Origin of the sequence: Paenibacillus sp. OAS669 (genome assembly GCF_014873645.1) — a bacterium.
Lineage (GTDB): Bacteria > Bacillota > Bacilli > Paenibacillales > NBRC-103111 > Paenibacillus_S > Paenibacillus_S vulneris.
Map to the genome: position 1 here is coordinate 143815 of NZ_JADBDR010000013.1, position 23723 is coordinate 167537.

Here is a 23723-nt window from a genome sequence, read left to right on the forward strand (position 1 = left end):
AATCAAGAATAGAAAAAAGATTGGAGGATTTTTAAGTGGATTATCCGGTTCCCACTAAAAAAACCAGTAAAATGATTCCCACTTTAGAATTAAATAAAAAAATTGAAACTAGAAGAAATATCGCTTTTTATATGGCTTTCTGCTTCATGGCCGTCGAAATTGTAGCTTTAGCTGGTTTATATTTCTTTTTATATGAATATCGGATTTCAGAAGAATTTGGCGAAAATATTAATTTATTCAACACGAACTTTCCGCGTTTTATGAATTACCTTATATTTTACCTTATTTCGACCATTTTTTATTTGTTTTTTGTGTATAGAAATAAAATTTATCATTTCCGTTCTAGCTCTGGGTTAGCAGATGAGCTATTTAAAATGGTCAAGTCTCATTCTTTTTCTATTATATTAACGATCGGTATTAGCTTTTTGTTGAAATTTACTGATTTTTCTCGTTTAGTTGTTGTGGCATACTGGCTCGCAGCCCTTGGGTTGTCTGGTCTTCTCAGGATTATCAAGAGGTTAATTTATTTTAGACTTGCTAACCACGATCTCGTATGTAAAAACGTTATTATTGTGGGCGCAGGGAAAATTGGCAAATCTTTAATGCAAGAATTGAGTGAGAATAAATGGCTTGGTTATAAAGTGGTTGGGTTTGTTGATGATAACTGCGAAACGGACAATTTTCATGGAATTCATTGTCTTGGACAAACGGCAAGCCTTGGATCACTGCTTCAAAAACAAGTAGTTGACGAAATCATTATAACTATCCCTTCAGAAAGAGATCTTGTTAATAATATCATTAAGGATTTCCGGAAAATAGATATCAAAATCAAAATCATTCCTGATTTATTCAACATGGTCATGAGTACTGTTCAAATAGGGAATATCAATGCTCTGCCTGTAGTTACGCTAGTAAAAACCCCGATGAGAGGGATGGGGTTATTATCCAAAAGATTATTTGATATTTTGGCTGCTTCCGTTCTTTTATTGCTTGTAAGCCCAATATTTCTTATAACAGCACTTGCAATAAAATTGGATTCGAAAGGTCCTGTTTTTTATAATCAAATCAGATTAGGGAAAAACGGTAAACAGTTCGGAATGCTAAAATTCAGGTCTATGGTTATAAACGCAGAACATTTATTAGAAACACTGAAAACACAAAATGAATTAGACGGAATTGCTTTTAAAATGAAGGATGACCCACGGGTTACACGTATAGGTCGATTTATCCGGAAATATTCCATAGACGAGCTGCCTCAGCTTCTTAATGTAATTAAAGGAGACATGAGTTTGGTAGGGCCACGCCCGCCTCTTCCTAAGGAAGTGGAGCAGTATGGCGACTGGGAATGGCGGCGCCTTGAAGTGCTGCCAGGAATAACGGGCCTATGGCAGGTTAGCGGCCGCAGTGATTTATCTTTTAATCAATGGATGAATTTGGATGTATATTATATTGAAAATTGGAGCCTGGGTCTCGATCTTAAAATTCTTCTTAAAACAGTCCCAGTAGTACTAAAAGGGGAAGGAGCGTATTAGTATGCATTTATACCTGGACGCCCAACCCCTTTTAGGGGCTAGATCCGGTGTATCAAACTATATTCGTAATTTATATGAGCATTTATTACCGCTTGAACTCGATATAGAATTATTTTTCAACCGAATTGCAAAAAATATTCCACTCGAAGCACTTAATCTAACTAGCAAACACAGCCATCGGTTTATTAATAGCCGGTATCCTTATAAAATTATTCGAAGATTAATGCACCCCAATTTTTTATATGATTATCCTTTTGACTTATTTAAACAGGCTGATTCCATTTTTCATGGTACAAATTTTACACATAATCCAGTGAAAAGCAGGAAACATGTAGTAACCATTCATGACTTGGCCTATATGATTTATCCAGAAACAACAAGTGAAAAAATTTACAAACATCACACCAAATGGGTGCCTTATAGTGCAGAAAAAGCAGCCAAAATAATAGCCGTCTCAGAGCATACAAAAAAAGATATTATCCGCCTTCTACATGTACCAGAGGATAAAATTCAAGTCATCCCTCTTGCAGCTGATCAAATCTATAGACCATTAGATGCTGAACAAGTGAAAGCAGTAAAAACTAAACTTCAGTTACCTGAGGAGTACATTTTATTTGTGGGGACTCTTGAGCCAAGAAAAAATCTCATGGGACTCCTTAAGGCTTTTCAGCATATGATAAGGGAGTTTTCTTGTGATCATAAACTCGTTATTGTGGGTTCAAAAGGATGGAAGTATAGTCCCCTTTTCGATTTTATACAAGATAACAAACTGCAATCGCAAGTTATATTCACCGGTTTCATTGAGGATGAAGACCTTGTTGCCATTTATAACGGGGCTACGTTTTTTGTGATGCCATCTATTTATGAAGGATTTGGTATTCCAATTGTTGAGGCCATGAATTGCGGAGTCCCTGTTATCGGATCCAATGTATCTTCTATTCCGGAAGTTGTTGGCGAATATGGGGTATTACTCCGCCCGAACGATTACGAATTATGGGCTCAAGAAATGTATAGTTTAATAAACGATTCCTCAAAACGGGCCGCTTATCAATCATTATCTATTGAACGGGCTTCACATTTTAGTTGGGAGAAGACGGCTTTGGAAACGAAATTGCTATATGATAAAATATTAACTATGTAAATGCATGTGAAAGGAGGCCGCTTAATGAAAATCGCACTTGTCCATGACTATCTAAATCAATATGGCGGAGCCGAAAGAGTATTAGAATGCTTCATGGATATGTTCCCTGAGGCTCCGGTCTATACGATTATATCGGATTTATCCAAGATGCCCGCTCGATTTGCTGAAGCAAATATCACCAATTCTTTTATTCAAAATGTTCCTTTCTCTAGAAAGCATTATAAAAAAATGCTAGGCCTCTTGCCTCATGCTGTTGAAGGTTTTGATTTACGTGAGTATGATGTCATTTTAAGTTCCTCCAGTGCGTTTGCCAAAGGAGTTATTACTACACCCTCTCAATTGCATATATGCTACTGCCATACACCCATGAGGTATGTATGGGATTTGTATCACCAATACTTGGCGGAAATCAATAATCCTGTTTATAAGAAGGTATTACCTTTTATTCTTCATAAAATTAGAAATTGGGATGCCATCAATTCACAGCGTGTGGATCATTACATTGCCAACTCCAACAATGTTTCCAAAAGGATAAAAAAATATTACAACCGTGAAAGTCATGTCATACACCCCCCGGTCTCTTTTGAGCGCTTTGATTTCGCGGGAGAGAGCGGGGATTATTTTTTGATCGTATCCAGACTCATTCCTTATAAACGCATCGATCTTGTAATAGAAGCATTTAACCTGCTAAATTTACCCTTGGTTATTATTGGGGACGGGTATGATCGAACGAGACTTCAAAAAATGGCGGGTCCAACCGTTCAACTTATGGGATACCAGTCAGACGAAGTGATATCCAAATATTACTCTAACTGCAAAGCCTTTATATTAGCAGGTGAAGAGGACTTTGGAATTACTCCTTTAGAAGCACAAGCGAACGGCAAGCCTGTCATTGCTTTTGGAAAAGGTGGTGCTCTTGAAACTGTAGTCGAGGGGAAAACAGGCATATTCTTTAATGAGCCTACGGCAGATAGTCTAGTTCAAGCTATCAACCGGTTTAATTCCATCTCTTTCAACAAACATACCATACGTGACCATGCAAATCAGTTTAATGAAATACGCTTCAAAGAAGAAATCAGAAATTTTATTACAAGAGCCTTACAGCAAAAGGAGCACTCTCATGTATAAGAAAAAGAACCAGCTTGAAAGAGAAGGGAATACATCCATATTATTTTGGCTTCTTACCGGTTTTATTGTACTTTTTATGTTCTGGGCCCCTTTCCAAAAAGGGTTATTTAACGGTAATACGTATGATTTTGAAAGACCCTTATACAGCGCATTTGTTTGGGGCTTTATCATCCTGTTTATTACTTCGCTCTTTTTATTTTATCATTGGAGATTCAAGGACCACGGTGATATTCTAAGCATCGTTGTCTGGCTACTGCCTATCACATTTTTATTAGCCAAAATCAATGAAGCATCCCATTATTATGCCACCAACATGGTGTATATTGAGATGCTTTACGCTGTATTTTTTATACTTGGTATTTATTTATGCAGAAACTCCCTTGGTAATCGTATTCTAACCTTCTGTATTATGTTATCAGGATATGTCGTCGTATGGTTCGGTATGATCAATTGGCTTGGCTACAAGGAATTTGCTGCTAAACTCGTTAATTGGTTCGTCAATCTTCCTACTTTGGAGTATAAAGACGCTGTTATGATGGCCAGTAACGAGCTGCGCCTTACGTCTACATTTCAATATGCCAACTCTTTCGCCGCATTTCTCATAGCTTTACTTTTGGCAGGTTCATACTTAATAGTTTCCAATCGCAAACCCGTTACGATTGCCATTCATAGTTTTATGCTTGTTCCTATGATTTTGTCATTATTACTGTCATTATCTAGGGGTGGTTTGGTCATACTCCCCGTTGTTTTGCTGTTGATTCTTCCTTTTTTGAAAATAGCAAAACAAATATTTATATTTATTCATTTCGTTGTAGCCGCTGTGATCTCCCTTATCATATTAAACAAGATAACATTGGTCGGAGAACAGTTCCATTTGCATCAAGATCTCTCCACCGCGGCAACAGGATTATGGATCCTGATCGGTGCTTCCGTAGGATGCGCAATCGTTTGCTGGCTGCTTCAACATTTTCTGTATCCAAAGGTAGAGGGCTTCTTCAATAATAGATTGAAAATGCGGTTTGCCAATATTCTCTTACCTGCTGCTGCATTAATTATTGGCCTTTTGGGTATTTTCGTTGTGTTTGGTAATACAGGAGCTATTAATTTATTCCCAGACTACATCAAGCATCGTATAGAAACCATTAACTTGGAACAGCATAGCGTTCTTGAAAGAGGAACCTTTTATAAGGACTCGGTAAAGTTATTTAAAGATTACCCTGTTACCGGTGCCGGTGGTGGTGCATGGGCAGCTCTATATGAGAAGTACCAGAACAATCCTTACGTGAGCAGACAAGCCCATAACTTCTTCATACAGTATTTGGTTGAAACCGGAATCGTTGGTGTCCTAGTACTACTTGCCTTCCTCGTTTATATATATTATTTATATATTCGACAATATATTAAGAATACGACAAGCTCGCAAGAAAACTCGAACCGTCATGTTTTCTTTATTGTCACAATTTCGTTACTTGTTCATAGTATGATCGACTTTGACTTGAGTTATGTATATTTGGGAGCCCTTCTATTCCTTTCCTTAGGGGGGATGATTTCGGGTTCTGAGCAACCAGCCTTGTCCGAAAAATGGCTCATTTTCAATAAATACAAATGGATTTATCCGTCTGTGCTCGTGATCTTATCCATCTTTATGTTCTTTAGCTCAACCAGGATGCTGAATGCTAACAGTAGCTTTCAAGCATCCATCTCAATGGCACAATCTAATAAAACAATTAATGAAATATTCGTCCCATTAAACAATGCACTAAATCAGCATCCGAACCATCCCGACTACGCTTCTTATAAGATTGACTTTTTACTTCAAGTTTATAGTCAAACAAAGGATGAAAATTTCTTTAACCAAGCTGTTGATCTGATACAAAAGGTAAGAGCAAAAGAACCAAATAATCGTGCTTTAATTGATAAGGAAGTTTATACTTTAGCGATAAAAGACCAGCTGCCTAAAGCTCTTGAGCTCGTAAATAAAGAAATCAATAACTTCCCTTGGGACATCACTTTGTATGAAAAAAGCATTCTGATGAACTTTGATTTGGGTAGCAGAGCACAGACCGCCAAAAATAACGCTCAGGCCGAACAATATTGGAGTCAGGCGTTTGGAGTATACAATGCGGTGCTGGAAAAAGCCAAGCAGTTGGAATCGCTGCCTAAAGAGCAGCTTCAGGGACGTCCTTTTGGTTTAACTAAAAATATGGCGTTCACTTTAGGACAGATCGATTTTATGCACGGTAAATTCGCTTCAGCAGAGTCCTTTTTCAAATTTCAGTTAAGTGATCAGTTCAATGAACAAATCAATGTGGAGATGGCTAGATGGTACTTGGCATCACTTCAAAAACAAAATAAAAACGATCAAGCCTTGTACGATAAGCTGATTTCCAAAGATCCGAAAGAAAAGGATGAAATTAACAAGCTTATAACCGCAACTTTTTCCGGTAAATAACGTTCTATTATTTGGGAGATTATTTTTTCAAGCAAAATGCTACCAATTTTAGTTGATAGATGTTAGAATGGGGTTTATGTTTTTTAATATTTGCTTAACTTGGCCTAGCCTTGTTATATAACTCCCGTCGAGGAAGGAGGTGAATGACGATAATGGCGAATCAAAATCTTCACATTGGATCAAACAGAGAAAGAAATAGGAGGAGAAATCTGGTGTTAAATCGCACTTTCGTTAAGAAAACATCTGCATTGCTATCATTAATGCTTGTTATCGCAATGATGATTCCTGTGCTGGCTTTTGCCGCCACTGGATTCACTGGTTTATCTTATACTAACGGTTCTGTGTCCGGCAGTGTGTATTCCGACGTTTATGCTGATGATAGTGTCGGTAATGCTGTATATGTAAACGTATATAGCCCTGACGGCAAGTTCCTGACAACAACTAAAGCCGTTTACAGCAACAAATATGAGGAAGGTAAAGGCTGGTATTACGGTATCCAAGCTTCAGCACTTTACGGCTATGATTATGTGACTGTAAACACAACAGTATACAAAGACGGTAAAGTTTCCGTAGGTGACTCCGTTTACCAAAATGTATATAATAGCTCCACAAGCGGCGGTAAACGTTCTAGCGGTGGCAGCAGCGGCGGTTACTATCCTGTTAGCGGCAGCACTATCTCCGTAAGCAGCGATGGTTATGTTGATGCTAACACCTTGTCCAATGCTTTGTCTAATAACGACACCGTTACTCTGAACCTTTCCGGTGATCTTGCCCTTCTGCCTGCTTCCGCTTTGGTTGATGCAGTAAAAGCTGGTAAGAAAATCGAACTGGTTAACAGCAATGGTACTTTGACTCTTCCTCTTTCCGTACTTAAATTGGACGATCTTGCTAAAACGCTTGGCGTAGAAGTAAAAGATATGAAAATTAAAGTATCTATCGCGAAAGTAACTGGCGCAACTGCAGACGCTGTAAAAGCTGCTGCAACAGCATTGGGTGGTACTCAAGTAGCTGACGCTGTAGACTTCAACGTGGTAGCAGTGGATGAAGGTAGCAAGACTGCAGTGGTTGACTTCGGTAAAACCTATGTATCTCGCTCCATCAAGGTTTCTAAATCTGTTGATTCCAAATTTGTAACTGGTGTTCTTTACAACGAAACAACGAAAAAATTGAGCTTCGTTCCTTCCACTTTCGCAACTGCAGATGGTGAAACGACAGCTACTTTGAAACGTAACGGCAGCAGCATCTACACCGTTGTTGAATCCAAGAAAAGCTTTGACGATGTGGCTTCCCACTGGTCCAAAGCCGATGTAGAGCTTCTTGCTAACAAATTGGTTGTTGACGGTGCGACAGATACAGCGTTCCAACCAGACCGTAACATCACTCGTGCAGAATTTGCAGCATTGGTAGTTCGTTCTTTAGGATTGTCCACCGTAACTGCATCCAACTACTTTACTGACGTGAAGTCTGATGCTTGGTATGCAAGCACAGTAGCTACTGCAGCGAAAGCTGGCATCATCGATGGCTACGAGGATAATACATTCCGTCCAGACGCTCAAATCACTCGTGAAGAGTTGGCAGCTATGGTTATCCGTGCTATGAACTATGCTGACATTTCTACAAGTGTTACGGATCCACAAACAGTATTGAGCAAATACAAAGATTCCAATAAAATCGTATGGGCTCAAAAAGAAATCGCTGCTGCGATCAATGCCGGTTTGATCAACGGCATGACTGATGATACTATCGGTTCCGACAGCCAAGCTACTCGCGCACAATCGGCTACTATGCTGAAACGTTTCTTGAGCGTTGCGAACTTCATTAACTAATCTTCACAAAGAAGACTCGATACTTTGGTATCGGGTCTTTTTTTGATTTTGTGAATCGCCCCAAATATTTATATATAGGAACCTTGGATTTAGGATTAATTTGAATTTCTAAATGGGTATGATATGGTATATATAATTTCGAAAGGCGGGTTAATAATGATTCTATATAATTCATTTGAGACTTTAGATTTTATTCATGGAAAAACTATCAATAAAGCAATTTATGATGACTCCTCACATTCCATTACCATTGTCTTCGATGATCAATCTTACATTGATATATGGAACTTTGAGTTCTTTTTATCAAATGGTTCTATTTATCATTTCGGTGATTTCGGGGAATGATATTATGATAGTGCGTGCAGTATTCAGTAACCCTTAAGAAACCATGTACAACGTCCTCCACAATTGCTATAATATAGGTGATATGGGTTTTGTAACGCTAAGGATGGGTTTAGGAATGGAGGGAAAACAGACGGCACCTATGAGTATAATGACGCGTTCTCAAGCTCCCCTCTCCTTGATTATGAACACGTTAGCCGCATATCGGAAATTATCCGTTAGCGGCTTTTATTATTTTTGTTGGATACGATGTACTTGGTATGGCATGGGAAAAAATTTTCGATTTGCGGACTTGCATAGGCTAGTTGTAGAGCAGGATGGGGAATATTAAGATTAGGGATTTGCTTGCAGAAACACTAAAGAAAGAGGGGCCATGGTTTTGAGTAAACTTAATCACCTAGAAGGCATTAGGGGTATCGCCGCACTTATTGTAATATTTGCACATTTTTTATGGGGTTTTTATCCTGTACTACATGTAACAGGTAATCTTCCATTCGAACCTGGTATTACAATGTTTAACGTTCTATATTCTGGGCATTTTGCTGTTTGCATGTTTTTTGTTTTAAGCGGTTTTGTTCTAAGTTATAAGTTTTTTCAAACTGGGAATATTCAGTTTATTAAAGATAGTGCCATAAAGAGATACGTACGTTTGGTTGTACCTGTTTTTATATCAATATTTATTTCTTATATTATTATGAAGCTTGGGTGGATATACAATCTTCAAGTGAGCGTATTAAATAAGTCAAGTTGGATGGATGCCTGGTGGAAGTTTGAACCTAGTCTAAAGACGATGCTTACTGATATGATTTTTCTTCGTTCAAATTACAATAACGTTTTGTGGACAATAAAGTATGAAATATATGGGGCGTTTATGGTGTTTTCTTTTATTGCGCTATTCCATGATTTCAAATACAGAAGGTTCCTCTATGTTGTTTTAATTGCTGTATTGTATGATACTTATTATCTAGGTTTCATTCTCGGTATGATGCTATGCGATTTGAAGGTAACAACAATTAAAATTAATCTAAAAAACAATTTTATTAATATCATTATATTCTTCATCGGCGTGTATTTTGTTTCGTATCCTGCACCAACAAATATTAATTTAGATGTGACAATGTATTCTTGGATTAAAATATCCTGGGTAGAATATCCCTCGATATTCTGGCATATTGTTGGATCTACCTTAATGTTATTTGCGGTAATCAACTCTACTTGGCTAGAAAAGTTTTTTTCGTTAAATCCTTTTATATATTTAGGGAAAGTTTCTTTTTCCATTTACCTTCTTCATATCCCAGTGATCGGTTCAATATCTTCCTACGTATTCCTGAAGCTTGTTAATACAAATACATATTTTCAATCGTTTATGGTTTCTTTCTTACTCTCACTGTTTATAATTTTTATAATAGCACATTTTTTTCAAAAATGGATTGATGAAGGTTCTATTAAACTATCCAATTATTTGCTTAGTAAAGTATCAAAAAGCGTAACTATACCTACTAGTAATAAAAAGAAAGTAATTGAAGGCAAGACAGTAAAATCCATTTAAGAAACCGAGGCCAAGCATTATGAACCTTACCTCGCCATAGAGACAGAACAATTAATGTAAGAAAATAGTTGGTGGCCTTAGCCCTGCATGCCTTGCTTGGGATGAGGCCTTTTAATTTTGCCTCTAAACGCTTATTGTAAAGCAGCGGCTTTGTTTTCAACTCTTCAAAGCGGGTGCATGTATTAAGATAACAATTTCAATTTTTAGGTTCCCTAAAAACAGTACCCAGAGCGCTTCGAATGCTTTTGCCCAGCATTTCAAATTGTTTGTTTTGTTTTAATGCAAATAGTATTATCATGGAGATCCAGAATGGCAATGAGGTATGCTTTCTGGCAATGTTCATACTTAAATTTCGTGAAAATCGGTTTGCCATTTCTCATTCGACGCTTTCGTATAGAACTCTCGTTATTTTTCTTCCTGTGGACGATGGACTGTATCCCTGCGAACTTCACGATACACTCGATCTGTCTTTGGTTTATGGATCTTTTCAATCTCGGCTGAACTGATTTGTTTGCAAGGTAACCGTAGATACTGCGTATTTTTCTCATGAAGGGCCAAAATATCACGCATCACCTGCTCGTTTAGTTGTTCCCGCGGTCTAAGTGCGAAAAATTCCTACTCTCTCTAATCACCACAGTTTGCATTAAATGAAGTCAACATAATTTCGTAGTTGCTCAATGAAATATATGGCTATCGATAAGATTGGCATGCATAAATCATAGGGCTTTACATCTAGCTCATTTTATCCCTACTTGTACTGGATATTGAAACCATCGAAAGGTGTAATCGGAAAACTGGTAGTGGCACGAATATAACTAAGTTGTCAAAGCTGCACCTTATCCCCCCACTCTTTACTTCTCTTCTCACAGAGGGAGGATTCCGTTAAAATCATGGAGCACCTTTGATTAAAAATAATGAAATAAAAAGGGTTTATATTTGCATGTGACCAAAACAATGAAAAAAGAGGCCTCTCACAAGTTCGAACAACTCATGAAAAGCCTCTAATTCCAGAGCAATGAGGTCTGAATGAGGTCAAACAGACCTCACCACATCCGAAATCCCTTATATATCAAGGGGTTTGTGGCGATTTTACATCATGCCGCCCATGCCACCCATGCCGCCCATGTCAGGCATAGCTGGTTTGTCTTTTTCTGGTTTGTCTGCGATAACCGCTTCGGTTGTCAAGAACATAGCTGCAACGGAAGCTGCGTTTTGCAGTGCGGAACGGGTAACTTTTGCAGGGTCAACGATACCGGATTCGAACATGTTAACCCATTCGCCGGTAGCAGCGTTGTAGCCGATGCCTACGGCTTCTTTTTTCAGGCGCTCAACGATAACGGAGCCTTCTTGACCAGCGTTAGCTGCGATCGTGCGTACAGGCTCTTCCAGAGCGCGTAGAACGATGTTTACGCCTGTTTGCTCGTCGCCGGAGGATTGTACTGCTGCAACTGCATTGTATACGTTCACGAGGGCTGTACCACCGCCAGAAACGATACCTTCTTCAACCGCTGCACGAGTTGCGTTCAGAGCATCTTCGATGCGAAGCTTACGCTCTTTCAGCTCAGTCTCAGTAGCTGCACCAACTTTGATAACTGCTACGCCGCCAGCCAATTTAGCCAGACGCTCTTGCAGCTTCTCTTTGTCGAAGTCGGAAGTGGTTTCTTCCAATTGCGTACGGATTTGGGAGATACGAGCGCCGATGTCTTTTTTGTCGCCTGCGCCGTCCACGATGATTGTGTTTTCTTTGGTTACGCGGATTTGACGAGCTGTACCCAATTGCTCAGGACGAGTGGATTTCAGATCCAATCCAAGCTCTTCAGTAATCACTTGTGCGCCTGTCAATGCAGCTATATCTTGCAGCATAGCTTTACGACGGTCGCCAAAACCAGGAGCTTTAACTGCTACGCAAGTGAATGTTCCACGAAGTCTGTTCATGATCAGGGTTGCCAAAGCTTCGCCTTCTACATCTTCAGCGATGATCAGAAGCGGTTTGCCTTGTTGTACAACTTTCTCAAGCACAGGCAAGATCTCTTGAATGTTGGAGATTTTTTTGTCTGTGATCAAGATGTATGGGTTATCCAAGATAGCTTCCATTTTGTCCGTATCTGTGATCATGTACGGGGAAATGTAGCCACGGTCGAATTGCATACCTTCTACAACTTCAAGCTCAGTAGCGAAGCCTTTGGACTCTTCAACGGTAATAACGCCGTCTTTGCCCACTTTTTCCATAGCTTCAGCGATCAATTCGCCAACTTCTTCGTCAGCAGCAGAGATAGCCGCTACTTGAGCGATGGATTGTTTGCCTTCGATGGTTTTGGAGATGTTTTTCAGCTCTTCTACAGCCGCTTTAACCGCTTTGTCGATCCCTTTACGGATCACCATTGGGTTAGCGCCAGCTGTTACGTTTTTCAAGCCTTCGCGAATCATCGCTTGTGCAAGAACTGTAGCTGTTGTAGTACCGTCACCGGCTACATCATTTGTTTTTGTTGCTACTTCTTTAACGAGTTGAGCACCCATGTTCTCGAATGCATCTTCGAGTTCGATTTCTTTTGCAATGGTTACACCGTCGTTAGTGATCAACGGGCTGCCGAATTTTTTCTCCAGAACCACGTTGCGGCCTTTAGGACCCAAAGTAACTTTTACGGCATTTGCCAAAGCGTCCACACCACGCAGCATTGCGCGACGAGCGTCTTCACTGAATTTAATATCTTTTGCCATGAGTGATACCCTCCCGAAAAATAAGTTTGTATTTAAAGTCGTACCATTATTTACATCGTAAGTAAAAAGCTCGCTCGCTCATAAAGCAGCAGCTTATAGGCTAACTTAAGTAAAGGCCCCTCAATTAAGCAAGTACGGCCAGAATGTCGCTTTCACGCATAATCAAAAGCTCGCGGCCATCAAATTTCACTTCAGTGCCTGCGTATTTGGAGAAAATGATGCGGTCGCCTTCTTTAACCTCAAGCGGTACGCGCACTCCGTCTTTAAGAGCGCCGCTGCCAACTGCTACGACTTTGCCTTCTTGCGGTTTCTCTTTTGCTGTGTCTGGCAGCACGATACCGCTTGCTGTGGTTTCCTCCTTAGCAATGGCTTCAATGACTACGCGATCACCCAACGGTTTGATCATGAGAAAATAGCCTCCTTTAGATTATGGTTGTTTTCATATATCCCGTTAGCACTCGAATATGCTAAGTGCTAACAACACTTATTATGATAATCAGTTTGTGTGAATTTTGCAAGTGGTTTTATGCATTTTACGGAACTTTCACACCCCACTCATTGTATCCATCCAAATTCAAAATATACGATGTCGAATAATAGTGCAAAACTTCCGTAGACTAGCTTTCTCCGGATCGCTGCAAAGCATTGCCCGGCAGGAAACGGCACACAAATCGGTTCCGTTACCCGAGAACAATTCTGTATGTACGAGAAGCATCGAATTCAGCAACCCCATTAAAAAAACCGGCCCGTCCTCCGGTGATGAAAAAAAGCCTGCCCTCGGCCAATCATTGACTGACAGAAGCAGACTTATTTGGCGCCGTATTCTTCCTCCCAGGCTTGATCCTTAAGGAGCTGCTTGCGGTATACTACGCCGGACAGAAGCACGCTGCATTCGTACAAAATAATCATAGGAACGGATACAATGACAGCTGACAGCATATCCGGAGGCGTAATCATCGCAGCGATAATGACGAGAATCAAATAAGCGTAACGGCGAATCTTATGCAGCCTCTTAGGGTTTAAGATACGCAGCTGGGTCAGAAACATTATGACAATCGGCAGCTCGAATAAGAGTGAGATCGGCACCAAGATATTGAACATAAACGAAAAATATTGGGCAGCGCCGTAGGTTTCCTCGAGCCCCAATCTTTCCGAAATGCCCGACGTAAACATAAACGCCATTTTAAATACGACAAAATAGGCAAAGGCCAGTCCGATCAAAAAGAGTAAAAAGGCAAACGGAACAAATTTCAGTGAAGCCTTTTGCTCTTCTTCCCGCAGACCCGGTTTAAGAAAAGCCCAAATATGATATAAAGCGACGGGAATCGTCAGAATAAGTCCGGTTACCAAAGCGAAGCTCATATACATACGGATAGAATCCCAAGGCGAGAACACGTGCCATGGAATGTTTTTGGCAGGCGAGACGCTCTTCAAATACATAATAAGCGGCTGAGCTACAATAATGCCTATGACCATTCCGATAATGAGCACGAGCAGCACCCACATAATCCGTTTGCGAAGCTCACTGAGATGCTCGACCAGCGTCATCCCTTCATCGATCTCTTTCATTTGTTCACCAACCTGCTGTGTGAAGTGATAGTTATTAATCCGGCAGCCTGCGCGAATCGGCGGCTGGTCGTTCCTGCTGGCTCGTTCCGCCCGTTGCTGCTTGCTGACTGCCGCTCGGATTCGTTCCGGACGGTGTGACATCTTTGCGCTGAGGCTGCGGCTGCGGTTCGCTATCGTTCAATCCGCTCATCAAATCATTGGCAGTGCTTTTAAATTCCCGGATCGTCTTGCCTAACGCTCTGCCGAGCTCGGGGAGTTTTTTGGGGCCGAATAACACCAGCGCCACGATAGCGATAAGCAGTATGTGAGAAATGCTCATAGGACCTCCTTCGTCATTGCCATGCTATAATCTTGACCAAACAACAAGCTAACATCCGTATAACCCTCCGTACCCCATTTCGACGATATCTTCACGCGTAATGAGCTCGCCCGCACAAATACGCGGTAGTAAAACATCGAACGAGGTGTACGGATCATGCATCACGCATCCAGGGAGGCCCATAATAGCCGTCTCGCCTAAATAGCCTATCAACAGCATGGAGCCGGGAAGCATCGGTGTCCCATAGCTTACTATGCGGGCTCCCGCCTGCTTAATGGCACCTGGAGTCCGGTCATCCGGGTCTACGGACATCCCGCCGGTCACAAGGATCAGATCGACCTTTTGCTCTTCCAAAAAATAACGGATTTCGCCGGCAATCGTGTCGCTATCATCCGGTGCCAGCCTTTGCTCCACGACTTCGGAGCCGAGCGCCGCTACTTTTTCCCTGACAATAGGACCGAATTTATCCTGAATCCGTCCCTTAAATACTTCACTCCCTGTAGTAATCAAACCTACACGGAGCGGCCGAAACGGCTTGACCTCAACCAACGGCTGGCTCGCCCGCTTCTCTACTTCTATGATTTTGTCCTCTTCTATAATAAGAGGAATCACCCGCGTGCCGACCAGCGCCTGTCCCGGTTGTACAACCGTATTCGTCTTGATCGTGGACATCACGATCTGCTCCAGGCTATTCACCGCATCGACCAGCGGCTTGTGTACCTTGGCTAACCCATGAATAGAGGATTTCAGCGTGACCTTCCCTTCATGGGGCTCCGTCAGCACAACATTGCATCCCGCCGCTGCCTTGGCCATTCGCTTGGCCGCTTCATCCTCATGAAGCCAGCCTTGCTCCAACGACATGGCATAAATGTGCTCCTTGCCGATATTCAGCAGGGCCGGAATATCGCTTTCCTGGATCATGTGACCCTTCTTGAACAGACGGCCCTTGAACTCGCCGGGCAGAATCTGCGTCAAATCATGCGCCAGCATCATCCCGACGGCATCCTCTACCCTAACCTCGCGAAGCATGCTGTCATGCTTCATAGCCATGATCTCCTTCGCGGCCGGTCAGGATACCCAGAGCATGGGGCAGCTGATCCATGATAGCGGCCAAATTTTCCGATACGCCCTTAGGACTGCCCGGCAGATTAATGATCAGCGTTCTACCGCGAATCCCGGATACCGCCCGCGAGAGCATTGCTCTAGGCGTCTTTTGCATCGAGATCATTCGCATCGCCTCGGCAAATCCCGGAGCTTGGCGATCAATCACTTCCAAGGTCGCTTCCGGTGTTACATCCCTGGGGGCCAAGCCCGTTCCGCCTGTGGTCAGGATAAGATCAACCTTGAAATAATCGGTCATTTCGATCAGTGCGGCCATGATTTCGTCCTTTTCGTCCGGCACTACACGGTATTCAATAATTTCCCCGTTAATTTCCTCTTCGATCAGCTCCCGAATGACTTGGGCGCTCGTATCTTCACGCTCTCCCCGGGATCCTCGGTCGCTTGCGGTTAAAATCGCCACTTTCCAACGCATAAGCTTACTCCTCTCCATGGGCTTATTGTACCGTAAAGGGATTACCTATCGGTATCGTTTCTATAAAAATCTCCGTTTTTGCCGCCGGTCTTGCTGACCAGCAGGGTCGGACCTATCACCATATCCTTCTCCGCGGCCTTGCACATATCATAGACGGTCAAAGCGGCGCACGAGACGGCAGTCAACGCTTCCATCTCCACTCCGGTCAGCCCTTTCGTCTTAACGGTCGCTTCGATATAGAGACAGTTATCGTCGTTGTCGCTAAACCGGACGTCGATCCCTGTTAAGGATAACGGGTGGCACATCGGTATCCAGTCCGACGTCTTCTTGGCGGCCATGATGGCCGCGACCTGCGCCACGGCAAGCACGTCCCCCTTACCGATGCGTCCTTCCTTGATCAAAGTCAGCGTAGAAGGCTTCATCGTGACGCTCGTCCTTGCCGTTGCGGTGCGGCTTGTCTCCTGTTTATCGGAGATGTCGACCATCCGTGCTCTTCCCTGCTCATTAAAATGAGTCAACGGATTAGATTCGCTCATCGCTTCACCCCTCCCGTTGCAGAGGCGCGGAGCGTTCGTTCCTCCGTAATCAGCTCGTCCAGCCGGAAGTCGAACAAGCCCATCGGAACCTCCTTAATCATTTGCAATTCAAAGGCTCCCGCAATAATGTATGGCATGCTCCAGCCGGAGCGTACATACTGCTGCATAAAACGATCGTAGAAGCCGCCGCCGTAGCCCAGTCTTCCGAATTGCAAATCAAAAGCAAGACCGGGTACCAGAATCACATCGATCTGTTTCACGTCATGGAACCTGGGTGCACTTGACACCGGCTCAGGAATGTTCCAGGACCCCTTCTCCAAATCGTCATAGGACGAGATCTCGAACAGCTTCAGCTGCTTGGGCTCCTGCTGCACTTTGGGGACAAGCACACGGTATTGTTTGGCCCAGCAGGCCTCCATTACCGGCGTCACATCCACCTCGGATTTAACAGGTACATACGTAAATAAAGTGGGCCGATGACCCGGCCTGACACTGGAATCCATAATCTCGCCGATACGGCGAACCAACGCTTCACTAATCCGCTTCGACTTGCTGCTGCGCTCCGATGGAGACAATGCATTTCGCTCTGCTTCCGCATGGCGTCGAAGCTCTACTTTCCATTCTTTGATATTCATGTAACGGCCTCTCTTTGATGGGGTCGGAAACGTGAGGAAATTGCCTTCTGCTGAAAAAACATCGTTTTCATTCAGTTTACAACAATTATCCATTAAAAAAAAGCAAGAGAACCGTTTCCTCGCTTTTCTTTTTCATTTTTGTCCATTTAGGGGCTAATGCAGGTCTAATCTCTCGGCAGGAACGTCCATAGAATGATCCTCTTCTTTATCATGTTGAAAATAATCCGCATTATGCTTGTTTACGGAAGCATTTTCTTTAAATTTTTCATTCTCGTAAAAAAAGGAATGGTCCCCTCTGCTCCCCCTCCTGAACACCTAAATGGATTTCATCTAAAGCATATGCGTATCGGGAGGTAAACATGGCTTTCATTTCAGGGAATCGTTGAAGACAACCTGCTGCATAACAGGCACATGATCGGACGCCCTCGTAGGTTCAGTCCAAACAGGCGAACCGGTTACTCCATGAAAGCTGGTGAATATATGATCAATTTGTCCTCCATGCAGCACTGTCGGCTGGGAAGGAGGCAGCGAAGCCTGACGAAGCAAAGCATTCAGTTCCTTCATAAGAGGATCGTCATCGGACATATTCAGGTCACCCATGAAGAGGATGGGGGTTCTGATCTTCTTCACAATCCGAACCAGCTCGGGCACCTGCTGCTCCCTATCGGCCCGGGAAACCCCAAGATGCGTGGTCACTACGGTCACTACCTGCTTTTCATGCCCCGGTTCAGTGCTGCGCTCTCCTTGGAGCTCGATTTCAGAAGTTAAGACAACGCGCGGCTCCTTCAGGCCGGGAAGCGGATAGCTGTGAGGATTCTTCAACGGGTAACGGCTCAATAGTGCGATCCCGTATTGGGAGATGCCCTGCCGAATGGCCGGAGCATAGATCGAGGTCATCTTCAATGAACGGGCCAACGCCTGTGCTTGGTCCTGAAAACCGCTCCGCTCCTGAAAGCGGTCAACCTCCTGAAGCGCAACAAGGTCGGGATTCCCCTGCTGAATGGCGTCCCGAACCGGCTGCAGCCGAACTTGACCATCTAAACCTTTAGCATGGCGAATATTAAATGTCATAACAGTAAGCTTATTCGTAAAGGGATCCCATGCACGGCTTCCGACAGCTTTTGGGGCAGCTAGGGCGCCCGTTACCAGGCTCAAGGCCATGGCAAAGACTAAGCATACTATTAGAAGTGTTACGTTGAAACAGTTCCTTCCTGTTCCCCGCTTTAGGTTTGTCTGCGGCTGCATGATTTTTCACCCCGATTTCCATAGACAAGCCAAGCGAATTCTTCTGCCCGGCTGCGGCACTTCTACATTATAGGCCCTACTTTAACCCTACTGCTCGAGCATACGATACCCGATTTGAGTTTGTATACACGGAAACGGATGGTAAATTTCTTTCAGCGCACTTTCAGCTAACATTAATGAGAGGTTAAGCTAAGCTTCATAGGTTTTTCATAAACGCGACCTATACTTCAAAGTGTAAGGAAAATCATTCATAAAGGTGGAGAAACGTATGAAGCAAATCGGCAAAAAAATACTTACAGGCACAATCGCAGCGGGATTCCTGCTTGGCGGCGGATTGACCGCAGTACTTACTCAAGCTAACGCACAGGATACAAGCTCGGCTGTTCAAAATAACACCGATTCCACTGTTAAACAAGATAAATCAGGCTTCTTCAAAAAAGGAATGGAAGGACGCGGCGATCGTCGAGGTTTCGGCGGCGGCAGTGTGCTGAAGGAAGCGGCAACCGTGCTGGGTGTCGAGCAAAGCGTCATTATGGATGAGCTGAAGCAAGGCAAAACTCTGGCTCAAATCGCTCAAGACAAAGCCGGTTTAAGCCAGGACGATTTCCTGCAAAAGCTGGTCGCTGCTGAAACAACCGCTATCGACGCAGCCGTCACCTCCGGCAAGCTGACCCAAGAACAAGCCGACAAGCAAAAAACGAATCTTACCGATCGCTTGACCAAAGAAATTACGAATACCGGCTTCGGTAAAGGGCCTCAAGATGACAAAGGGCTGGGACGCGGCGGCAATATTTTGCAGCAAGCGGCTACTATTCTTGGAGTAGAACAAAGCGTTATCCAGGACGAATTGAAGCAGGGCAAAACTTGGGTACAAATCGCTCAGGATAAAGCGGGCTTAAGCGAGGACGATTTCCTGCAAAAATTGGTGGCGGCCGAAACGACCTCAATCGATGCAGCTGTGACATCCGGGAAGCTGACTCAAGAGCAGGCCAACAAGCAAAAATCCGGTCTGTCCGATCGCTTGAAGAAAGTCATTGAAAATACTCAAAAGCAAGGCCTGAAGGGCGACGGCTTCAACAGACCTGAGCATTTTGGCGGAGCCTTCGGCAATTATGACACATTGGCCAAAATCCTCGGAATCACCAAAGAAGAGCTGACCAAGCAGCTGCAAGCAGGCAGCTCCCTGGTTGAGATCGCCCAATCTAAAGGCCTCACAGAAGACCAGCTCGTAACCCAAATTAAAGACAACATGACAGATTCGATTAAGCAATTTGTCGAAAGCAAAGGGAAGCAGCCTAGGGAGAAAAAGAGCCAGACAACTACAACTTCTTCTACAGAGGTCTCCCAATAATAGCGATCCTGTAAGGAGGGGCAGCGTTTTCCTTCTATAACTTTCATACACCGAGAGCTGCCTATTGGAGGCGGCTCTCCTTACTGTGCCGGAAAAACAAACTCATTCCGATTATAAGGGCGAAAGGAAGAAATGATGTGAAATACAAACACGTTCTAGGGACTTGCGCGCTGCTTGCGGTGATTTTGAGCGGGTGCGGCACCGCTTCAAACGGGCAGGCCAACAACACGGCGAATGCCGCCGGTTCAAGCACCAATCCAGCCCAGCAGGAACAAAAGCAGGATGCGAATCAAGCCTCCCAAGATAAGCAGCAGCGGCCGGCAATGAACCAAAGCCAACGCCAAATGATGATGACCTTCTCTTCGTTGGTTCAAATGGATAAACAAGAGGGACTTGCCATCACGAAGGATCAGGCGGCTCAAATGCTTCCTGTCGTGCAGGACAGCATAACCAAGGGAGAACTGAGCACCGATAATCAGACTAAGCTGCTTGAGAAGCTGACCGCAGAGCAAAAGAAATTCATCGATGACGCGGCTGCCCGCATGCCTATGAGGCAAGGAAATTCGAATGGCAATAGCAGTGATACCAAGCAAAAGCAAGCCCTCACCGAGGATCAGAAGAAGCAATTGGAGGAAGCCCGTCAGCAAAGAGAACAACAAAAAGCGGATGCTGCAGCCAACGGGCAGGACAATAAGGACAAGCAGTCTAGAAACGGCGGTCCAGGCGGAGGCAAAGAGATTGGTCAACAGCTCGTAGAACTGCTCCAATCCAAGACCAAGTAACGTAGGCTTTTTTCTGAAACCATAACGAAAGGCTGTTGTACATACAAAAGGATCCGCCTGCGCGGATCCTTTTGCATTACGTATGAGTGCTATTTGCGAATTAATTAACGATGACATACACTGTCGTTTTCTTTTTGGCATAAGCAACAGTAATGGTCGCCTTCCCTTTGCCTGTTGCTTTAATGATGCCGTCCTTTACATCCGCAACGCGAATATTGGAAGATGTCCACAGTGCCGGAATCGTAACATCCTCTTCCGCCAGATCCTCGAAGGTTGCCGTTGCTTTAACCTCCGCTGTGGAGCCCGCTTTGAGTTCAACCGTAACTACGTCGGTCTTCAAATATTTCAGCTTGTCGATTTCAACAGGAATAGCCACGCTCTTGCCGCCGAACGATGCCGAAATAGTGGCACTGCCCGCAGACACGCCGTTGATCAAGCCCCCGTTGACATCCGCGATTTTATAATTGTTGGACTTCCATTGAGCAACATCGGAAACGTCCTTCTTGCTGTCATCCGAAAGCGTCGCTGTCAAGACGATCTGTACGGAGGAACCGCTCTTCGTCGACACATAGCGTTTGTCCACTTCCAGCGCCTGAACGACGCCGATTTCTACCGCGATGGATACCGATTTGCCGCCGTATTTGGCCGTAATCGTCGCTTTCCCTCTCGAAACCGGGGTTACTACACCGTTCTCTACGGTGGCAACCTGCTGATTGTTGGATGCCCATTCCGCCTGGGAGGTTACATCTACAGCATTTCCGTTGGAATCCGTAGCGCTTAAAGTAATGGTTTTGGTCTCACCCAAATCAAAATTAATGAATGACGGCTTGGCAGTCAGCTTGTCCGCCATATCGACTTGAATGTTGAACGTAACCGCCTTGCTCTCGAACGATGCCGTTACGGTAGCCTCACCGGAGCCTACAGCCGTAACGATACCTTCTTCTACCGTAACTACCTTCGCATTGGAGGTTGTCCATACGGCATCTTTTTTAAGATTATCCGGCGTTGTGCCGTCCGTATAGGTTGCCGTCAGGTTCAGTTCCTTTTTGTCACCCTTTTTGAGGGTCACATTCGTATCTCCGGTTGCCGTCAAGCTTTTCAGGACGCCTACGGAGACTTGAACCGTGGCGGTTCTGGTTCCGTATTTGGCCGTCACCGTCGCTGCACCGGTTCCTACGCCGGTAATAACGCCTTTGCGGACCTCAGCGATCTCGGGAGCGCTGCTCGACCATTCCGCTTGCTCTGTAATATCTACAGTCTTACCATCATTATAAATAGCGTTCAGGGTCACCTTTTCGTAGCCTCCGACTTGGAAGCTTACGCTTTTCTTAACCGGCTTGATTACATTCGGGATATCGACGGACACCTTGATAGTCACGCTCTTCTCAGCGTAGGTTGCCGTAATCGTCGCTTCTCCGGCTTTATAAGCGGTGACTTTGCCTTCGTTTACTTTCACGATGGCTTCATTATCTACAGACCATTTCGCTTGCTTGGCGACGTCTTCTTTGGTGTTATCCAAATAAGTAGCCCAGAGAACGATAGTTTCTTCCTTCCCGGTGTTGAGGAACATCGTATCCTGCTCGGCTTCCAGTCGTCTCGGCACTTCTACATCCACCACCGTAGAAACGGTTTTGTTGCCGTATTTGGCCGTAATCGTCACTTCACCGATAGCATTAGCGAACAATTTCCCTTTTACAACACTGACTACAGCGTCATTGCTGGAAGTCCACTCTGCGCGGTCCGTAATGTTTTCCGGATCTCCATCCGCGTAAGAGGCCGTCAGCGTCAATTGCTCCGTACCGTTTTTCTTCATATAGACATTCTCGGTACCCAGATCCAGCTTCACTGCGTTGTCTACATCGACTTTGATCGTAGCCGATTTCGTTCCATAGGTTCCTGTAATGGTCGCTTGACCAGGACCGTAAGCAGTGATTTCCCCTTTGAGCACGTCGGCAACCGCAGGATTATCGGATTCCCACTCCGCCAGGTTCGTTACATCGACCTTGCTGCTGCCATCCGGATAAGTCGCGTACAAGGTGACCGGTTCCGATTTGTTCAATAGCAGGGAGATTTGCGATTTACTAGGATCGACCCTTTTTGCGATTTCTACGCTGACCGGGATGGATACGGTTTGATTATTGTATTTGGCGGTCACGATAGCCGTACCGGAGTTTTGCCCCGTCACTTTACCGTCGACTACAGTGGCCACGTCATCTTTATCTACGCTCCACTCTGCCTTGGAGGTAACATCCTCCTTCTTGCCGTCATCATAATAAGCAGTCAGGTTGATTTGCTCCTCGCCGTTTTTGCGCATTTCAATCTTCTGCTTATCCTTCACGAGGGAACGCACATGCTTGATAACCGTAACATTGACAATGACGGTTTTATCCATATAGCTGGCCGTCACCGTCGTCGTACCTTCCGCCTTGGCGGTTACAACGCCTGCATAGACAGATGCGACGCCCTTGGCTTCCGGTGCCGGGTTGGAGGTCCAATCGGCCTTGATCGTCACGTTCTCGGTTGCTCCGTTCACATACACGGCAGTAGCCGTCAACGACGCGGTTTCTCCTACTTCCAATTGAAGCTCGTTTTTATTCAAGACGAGGTTAGATATTTCCTGGGTAGCCGCCATAGCGCTCATCACGCCAAAGCTGCTCGTCACGAGACTTAAAATAAGGAACAGAATACAAAGTCTTGTTGCCCGCAAACGCATTGTTTCATCTCCTACTCTATGTACTTTTATTGGACAGCATCCTACAGTAATAGAATCCTGCTTCAAGTGACTCTTGCTGTTCAAAAAGCCGATACGCTATCGATGTCGACTATGACTTGAGCTTGCGCCGTCATTCGTTCTTGCACCGCAGTCCTCCTTTTAGGTGATAGTCTTCTCCGCCGGCATACAACGCCATCTAAGCACTATGCAGGGACATCGTACCTGACCCGGGCGGACGAATATACCTTATCGGTACAGTACATCTAGTTTATCGACAAAAAGCATCAAAAACTTTAGTTTTTTTACCTGAAAGAATGCTAAACGTTTGAGGCCCTCTGTCCCGTCATGTGG

The 23723-nt window shown here is 44.2% G+C and carries 18 protein-coding genes; 8 read left to right on the forward strand and 10 right to left on the reverse strand.

The features are described from left to right. Window positions 1-35 precede the first annotated feature (35 nt). From GGC63_RS24925 to GGC63_RS24950, 6 genes are all read left to right on the forward strand, one after another. On the forward strand, window positions 36-1532 hold the full coding sequence (locus GGC63_RS24925) for a sugar transferase (RefSeq protein ID WP_318781122.1): 1497 nt from the start codon (window positions 36-38) through the stop codon (window positions 1530-1532). Between the two features lies 1 nt (window position 1533). Then, a complete protein-coding gene (locus tag GGC63_RS24930; protein WP_192704628.1) occupies window positions 1534-2673 on the forward strand; it encodes a glycosyltransferase family 4 protein in 1140 nt (379 codons plus the stop codon). Window positions 2674-2697: 24 nt separating this feature from the next. Beyond that, window positions 2698-3801 carry a glycosyltransferase gene (locus GGC63_RS24935; RefSeq protein WP_192704629.1) on the forward strand — a complete coding sequence of 368 codons (1104 nt, stop codon included), beginning with the start codon at window positions 2698-2700 and terminating at the stop codon, window positions 3799-3801. Beyond that, entirely contained in the window at window positions 3794-6253 is a 2460-nt protein-coding gene (locus tag GGC63_RS24940) for an O-antigen ligase family protein (protein ID WP_192704630.1), read from the forward strand. The genes GGC63_RS24935 and GGC63_RS24940 overlap by 8 nt, the downstream gene beginning before the upstream one ends. A 152-nt stretch (window positions 6254-6405) precedes the next feature. Beyond that, window positions 6406-8079, forward strand: a complete 1674-nt coding sequence (locus GGC63_RS24945) for an S-layer homology domain-containing protein (protein ID WP_225948476.1) — start codon at window positions 6406-6408, stop codon at window positions 8077-8079. A 721-nt stretch (window positions 8080-8800) separates the two neighbouring features. After that, window positions 8801-9970, forward strand: a complete 1170-nt coding sequence (locus tag GGC63_RS24950; protein WP_192704632.1) for an acyltransferase family protein — start codon at window positions 8801-8803, stop codon at window positions 9968-9970. 1089 nt (window positions 9971-11059) lie between these two features. On the opposite strand, the gene groL is transcribed toward GGC63_RS24950, so the two are convergent. The 9 genes from groL to GGC63_RS24995 form a co-directional block, all read right to left on the reverse strand. Continuing rightward, window positions 11060-12688 carry a chaperonin GroEL gene (gene groL, locus GGC63_RS24955; protein WP_192704633.1) on the reverse strand — a complete coding sequence of 543 codons (1629 nt, stop codon included), beginning with the start codon at window positions 12686-12688 and terminating at the stop codon, window positions 11060-11062. 124 nt (window positions 12689-12812) lie between these two features. Next, entirely contained in the window at window positions 12813-13094 is a 282-nt protein-coding gene (gene groES, locus GGC63_RS24960) for a co-chaperone GroES (RefSeq protein ID WP_079913836.1), read from the reverse strand. Window positions 13095-13495: 401 nt separating this feature from the next. Continuing rightward, window positions 13496-14257, reverse strand: a complete 762-nt coding sequence (tatC, locus tag GGC63_RS24965) for a twin-arginine translocase subunit TatC (RefSeq protein WP_192704634.1) — start codon at window positions 14255-14257, stop codon at window positions 13496-13498. Window positions 14258-14291: 34 nt separating this feature from the next. After that, a complete protein-coding gene (locus GGC63_RS24970; protein ID WP_192704635.1) occupies window positions 14292-14576 on the reverse strand; it encodes a twin-arginine translocase TatA/TatE family subunit in 285 nt (94 codons plus the stop codon). A 48-nt stretch (window positions 14577-14624) separates the two neighbouring features. Further along, window positions 14625-15620, reverse strand: coding sequence for a molybdopterin-binding protein (locus GGC63_RS24975; RefSeq protein WP_192704636.1), 996 nt, complete (start codon window positions 15618-15620; stop codon window positions 14625-14627). Continuing rightward, complete coding sequence (gene mog / locus GGC63_RS24980) at window positions 15610-16110, reverse strand: molybdopterin adenylyltransferase (protein WP_079913832.1); 501 nt, start codon at window positions 16108-16110, stop codon at window positions 15610-15612. The genes GGC63_RS24975 and mog overlap by 11 nt, the downstream gene beginning before the upstream one ends. Before the next feature lie 41 nt (window positions 16111-16151). Further along, a complete protein-coding gene (gene moaC / locus GGC63_RS24985) occupies window positions 16152-16646 on the reverse strand; it encodes a cyclic pyranopterin monophosphate synthase MoaC (protein ID WP_192704637.1) in 495 nt (164 codons plus the stop codon). Beyond that, window positions 16643-17281, reverse strand: a complete 639-nt coding sequence (locus GGC63_RS24990; protein WP_192704638.1) for a 5-formyltetrahydrofolate cyclo-ligase — start codon at window positions 17279-17281, stop codon at window positions 16643-16645. Before GGC63_RS24990 ends, moaC begins: the two co-directional genes overlap by 4 nt. Window positions 17282-17647: 366 nt before the next feature. Beyond that, window positions 17648-18352 carry an endonuclease/exonuclease/phosphatase family protein gene (locus GGC63_RS24995; RefSeq protein ID WP_192704639.1) on the reverse strand — a complete coding sequence of 235 codons (705 nt, stop codon included), beginning with the start codon at window positions 18350-18352 and terminating at the stop codon, window positions 17648-17650. A 442-nt stretch (window positions 18353-18794) separates the two neighbouring features. Between GGC63_RS24995 and GGC63_RS25000 the strand changes: the two genes are divergently transcribed. Together GGC63_RS25000 and GGC63_RS25005 are read left to right on the forward strand one after the other, a co-directional pair. Then, window positions 18795-19877, forward strand: coding sequence for a hypothetical protein (locus tag GGC63_RS25000; protein ID WP_192704640.1), 1083 nt, complete (start codon window positions 18795-18797; stop codon window positions 19875-19877). A 137-nt stretch (window positions 19878-20014) separates the two neighbouring features. After that, window positions 20015-20659, forward strand: a complete 645-nt coding sequence (locus GGC63_RS25005) for a hypothetical protein (protein ID WP_192704641.1) — start codon at window positions 20015-20017, stop codon at window positions 20657-20659. A 100-nt stretch (window positions 20660-20759) separates the two neighbouring features. Here the strand turns inward: GGC63_RS25005 and GGC63_RS25010 are convergent, their stop codons facing one another. Beyond that, window positions 20760-23372, reverse strand: a complete 2613-nt coding sequence (locus GGC63_RS25010) for an Ig-like domain-containing protein (RefSeq protein WP_192704642.1) — start codon at window positions 23370-23372, stop codon at window positions 20760-20762. Between the last annotated feature and the right edge of the window lie 351 nt (window positions 23373-23723).

What these genes read in the sequence shown, in the direction of transcription:
- GGC63_RS24930 (WP_192704628.1), top strand. Translation starts at nt 1,534, where the DNA reads ATGCATTTATACCTGGACGCCCAACCCCTTTTAGGGGCTAGATCCGGT.
- GGC63_RS24935 (WP_192704629.1), top strand. Translation starts at nt 2,698, where the DNA reads ATGAAAATCGCACTTGTCCATGACTATCTAAATCAATATGGCGGAGCC.
- GGC63_RS24940 (WP_192704630.1), top strand. Translation starts at nt 3,794, where the DNA reads ATGTATAAGAAAAAGAACCAGCTTGAAAGAGAAGGGAATACATCCATA.
- GGC63_RS24945 (WP_225948476.1), top strand. Translation starts at nt 6,406, where the DNA reads ATGGCGAATCAAAATCTTCACATTGGATCAAACAGAGAAAGAAATAGG.
- groL (WP_192704633.1), bottom strand. Translation starts at nt 12,688, where the DNA reads ATGGCAAAAGATATTAAATTCAGTGAAGACGCTCGTCGCGCAATGCTG.
- groES (WP_079913836.1), bottom strand. Translation starts at nt 13,094, where the DNA reads ATGATCAAACCGTTGGGTGATCGCGTAGTCATTGAAGCCATTGCTAAG.
- tatC (WP_192704634.1), bottom strand. Translation starts at nt 14,257, where the DNA reads ATGAAAGAGATCGATGAAGGGATGACGCTGGTCGAGCATCTCAGTGAG.
- GGC63_RS24970 (WP_192704635.1), bottom strand. Translation starts at nt 14,576, where the DNA reads ATGAGCATTTCTCACATACTGCTTATCGCTATCGTGGCGCTGGTGTTA.
- GGC63_RS24975 (WP_192704636.1), bottom strand. Translation starts at nt 15,620, where the DNA reads ATGAAGCATGACAGCATGCTTCGCGAGGTTAGGGTAGAGGATGCCGTC.
- mog (WP_079913832.1), bottom strand. Translation starts at nt 16,110, where the DNA reads ATGCGTTGGAAAGTGGCGATTTTAACCGCAAGCGACCGAGGATCCCGG.
- moaC (WP_192704637.1), bottom strand. Translation starts at nt 16,646, where the DNA reads ATGAGCGAATCTAATCCGTTGACTCATTTTAATGAGCAGGGAAGAGCA.
- GGC63_RS24990 (WP_192704638.1), bottom strand. Translation starts at nt 17,281, where the DNA reads ATGAATATCAAAGAATGGAAAGTAGAGCTTCGACGCCATGCGGAAGCA.
- GGC63_RS24995 (WP_192704639.1), bottom strand. Translation starts at nt 18,352, where the DNA reads ATGACATTTAATATTCGCCATGCTAAAGGTTTAGATGGTCAAGTTCGG.
- GGC63_RS25000 (WP_192704640.1), top strand. Translation starts at nt 18,795, where the DNA reads ATGAAGCAAATCGGCAAAAAAATACTTACAGGCACAATCGCAGCGGGA.
- GGC63_RS25010 (WP_192704642.1), bottom strand. Translation starts at nt 23,372, where the DNA reads ATGCGTTTGCGGGCAACAAGACTTTGTATTCTGTTCCTTATTTTAAGT.